A 3,420-nucleotide genomic window follows, 5' to 3' on the forward strand; every position below is an offset into this window, starting at 1 on the left:
GGGGGGGGTGGGGGTGACCACCGGCAACACGCTGGATATCGTCCGCGCGGTGGAAGAAAACCGGCTCGATCTCGGGCTGGTCACGCTGCCCGTGCAGGGGCGCAGTCTGGCGGTGACTGCGATGTTAGATGAGGAGTTCGTGACCATCTATGCCAGCCGCGAGACGGAGATGCCGGCGGTTTATACTCCCGCCGAGCTGCAGGCGCAGCCGCTCATTGCCTTCGAGGCGGGTAGCGGCACGCGGGATCTGATTGACCGCTGGTTCCGCTCGGCGGGACTGGCGGTGACGCCGGTAATGCAGTTGGGGAGCATCGAGGCGATTAAGCGCATGGTGCGGGCAGGGCTGGGCTACAGCATCGTGCCCCGCATGGCGGTGGAGCGGGTGGAGGATCGCGACGGATTACGCGTACACTCGCTGGCGCCGCGCCTATACCGACAGCTGGCGGTAGTCATGCGTCAGGACAAAATTGTGACAAAAGGTATCGCTGAAATGCTGCGCCTGCTGCATACCGTGCGCTTATAAATCGCCGACGGCAAAATTACCGCATCAAAGACAGTACTTCAGCAGCGAGCGGCTCTGCCTGCGGAGTGTGGCGCTTGCAGTATTAGAATCAAAGGATTACTCGCGGGGGGAGGGCTCGACGGTGAGCGATGACTCCTGCGACGCTTTTTTATCCTGATGATGGTACCAGGCGCCGATGGAGGAGTAGACAAAGCGTCCAAAGAAGAAGAGAAAGCTGATAAGCAGTACGATACGGGTCATGCGACGGTTAAATCGATGTCGTTTACGCATACTGGGTGCCTGACTCACAAAAGGATCCTTGAAGTATACCCGAAGATGGGCGATGGGGGTATTAAGGCACAGGAACGAGATGGGGTCAATTGATGCAGATGTAAAAGTGCGGCAGTGAAAACATTAATTAATGTTATATAAGATAATCGTCGTATTTACATGCTCACTTTATTAGCCGTGAAATGTCGGGAAAAATAAGATTTATTAATGTTGGCGTCAGCATTTGTTGATTTATATCAATAGTCTCCTTCTCTTGGCCACTAAAATCAGCGGACGTTACCGTATCGTTATTATTTACGCGGTCAGCATGGGTGGTTGGATGCCTGCCTGAATATGCCTCGCGGGAGCAGAGGCACTCTGTAGAGCACCTATGAATTTATTAAAATACTATCAACAATATCGCGACAAGTGGTGGGCTTTACCGCTCGTTCTGCCTGCGCTGTTATTACCGGTCGCCAGATGGGCGAATACCTACACCATGCTCAATGGTCATATGGTATTTTTGTATTATCTTCCCCTGGCGCTGGTGCTCAGCCTGATGATGTTTTTTGGTTGGGCGGCGATCCCTGGCATTATTATTGGCCTGCTGTTAACTCTGGCCCGCGGCATGTTGCTTGAGCAGTCCATCGGTGTACTGTTCCATTTCCTTATCCCCTGCGTGCTCTGCTGGGGCGGCTACCGCATTTTTGTCCCCCAGCGTCAGCAGGTCTCACACGGCAACGTCCGACTGATGCCGCATCGTCTGTTCTGGCAAATGCTGCTCCCCTCGGCCATTTTTCTGATTTTGTCACAGATTGCCGAATATCTTGGACTCCATCCGCGCACAACGGAAATGACCGGCGTTACGCCATTTAGTTTACGTTCATTAATCACCTTTCAGGCGCTAATGGTAGGGTGCCTGACCGGCATGCCGCTGTGTTATTTTGTGTTACGGGTCATTCGTAATCCTTTTCATTTACGCGGCTTTATTTCTCAGGTTCGCTTACAAATTGATCCAAAAATAAAAAAAATTGAAATTATTTGCTGGGCGACGGTATTAATTCTGCTACTGTGGCTATTATTGATGCCGCTTAATGATAGCAGCACCATATTTAGTACGAATTATACGTTGTCATTGCTGATGCCGGTGATGCTCTGGGGTGCCATGCGTTTTGGCTATCGCTTTATCTCACTGATCTGGACGCCGGTGCTGATTGCCGTGATCCATTTTCATTACCGTTACTTACCAATTTACCCAAGCTATAACACCCAGTTGGCGATCACGTCATCAAGCTATCTGGTATTCTCGTTTATTGTCGCCTATACGGCGATGCTGGCGACACAGCAGCGGCTGATCTACGCTCGCGTCCGGCAGATGGCCTTCCTCGACCCGGTGGTTCATATGCCGAACTTGCGGGCGCTGAGCCGGGCGCTCAACGGCACGAGCTGGTCGACGCTCTGTTTTCTGCGCATTCCTGAGCTTGAATTGCTGGGGCGCCACTATGGGGTACTTTTGCGAATCCAGTATAAGCAAATGCTGGCGAACCACCTGAGAACGCTGCTGCAGCCCAACGAAGCGGTATATCATCTTGCCGGTCACGATTTAGTGTTCCGTCTCAATAGCGAAGGGCACCAGGCGCGCATTCACTTAATTGACCGCTCCCTGCGACAGTTCCGTTTCCACTGGGACGGGGTCCCCCTGCAGCCGCGGATCGGCATGAGCTATTGCAACGTTCGCTCGCCGGTCAAGCATCTGTATTTACTGCTTGGCGAGTTGAACACCATTGCCGACATGTCGTTAGCCAGCGGCCATCCGGAAAATTTACAGCGCCGCGGCGCGGGCCATGTTCAGCAGGATCTGAAAGATAAAGTCGTGATGATGAACCGCATTCTCAAAGCGCTGGAACATGACCATTTTGTCCTGATGGCGCAGCCTATCCAGGGCATTCGCGGCGATCGCTATCATGAAGTGCTGGTGAGGATGGAAGGGGAGTCGGGTGAGCTAACGGGGCCAAACGAGTTCTTGCCGGTGGCGCACGAGTTTGGGCTGTCCACGCGGGTGGACCAGTGGGTTATTGAGCATACGCTGGCCTTTATGGACGCCAACCGGCGGGCGCTGCCTGGTCTGCGGCTGGCGATCAATCTTTCTCCGGTGTCGCTGAGCCGCAGCCAGTTTCCTCAGGAGGTCGAAGCGCTGCTGCAGGCCTACAACATTGAGCCATGGCAGATTATTTTCGAGCTGACCGAGAACTACGCGCTCAGCAATCCCGAGCTGGTCTGCCAGACTTTAGAACATCTGCGGGCGCTGGGCTGCCGGGTGGCGATCGATGATTTTGGTACCGGCTACGCCAGCTACGCCCGGTTAAAAACAATGAACGTCGACATTCTTAAAATCGACGGCAGTTTTATTCGCAATCTGCTTGCCAGCAGTCTTGATTACCAGGTCGTGGACTCTATTTGTCGTCTGGCGCGTATGAAGAACATGCAGGTGGTGGCCGAATATGTGGAGTCGCCGGAAATACGTCAGGCGGTCATCACGCTGGGGATCGATTATATGCAGGGCTATGATATCGGGGTACCGGTACCTCTGACGCAGTTGGCGGAGGAGATGACCGGCTGAACAGCAAAAAGCCGGGCGTAAGCGCCCG

At 53.7% G+C, this 3,420-nt stretch carries 3 protein-coding genes; 2 read left to right on the top strand and 1 reads right to left on the bottom strand.

The features are described from left to right. Positions 1-523 (top strand): LysR family transcriptional regulator substrate-binding protein (locus HMPREF9538_RS11120; protein ID WP_009485401.1); only part of this gene is annotated, 523 nt, incomplete at its 5' end. A gap of 96 nt (positions 524-619) precedes the next feature. Here HMPREF9538_RS11120 and HMPREF9538_RS0127885 read toward each other — a convergent pair. After that, on the bottom strand, positions 620-793 hold the full coding sequence (locus HMPREF9538_RS0127885; protein ID WP_004174861.1) for a YfgG family protein: 174 nt from the start codon (positions 791-793) through the stop codon (positions 620-622). 370 nt (positions 794-1,163) lie between these two features. Here HMPREF9538_RS0127885 and HMPREF9538_RS11115 point away from each other — a divergent pair, with 370 nt between their 5' ends. Further along, positions 1,164-3,392 carry an EAL domain-containing protein gene (locus tag HMPREF9538_RS11115; protein WP_009485402.1) on the top strand — a complete coding sequence of 743 codons (2,229 nt, stop codon included), beginning with the start codon at positions 1,164-1,166 and terminating at the stop codon, positions 3,390-3,392. Positions 3,393-3,420 lie beyond the last annotated feature (28 nt).

It is taken from the genome of Klebsiella sp. MS 92-3 (assembly GCF_000195655.1).
GTDB lineage: Bacteria > Pseudomonadota > Gammaproteobacteria > Enterobacterales > Enterobacteriaceae > Klebsiella > Klebsiella pneumoniae.

Excerpts from the sequence above, each read along its gene's own strand:
- HMPREF9538_RS0127885 (WP_004174861.1), bottom strand. The coding sequence starts at position 793 with ATGCGTAAACGACATCGATTTAACCGTCGCATGACCCGTATCGTACTG.
- HMPREF9538_RS11115 (WP_009485402.1), top strand. The coding sequence starts at position 1,164 with ATGAATTTATTAAAATACTATCAACAATATCGCGACAAGTGGTGGGCT.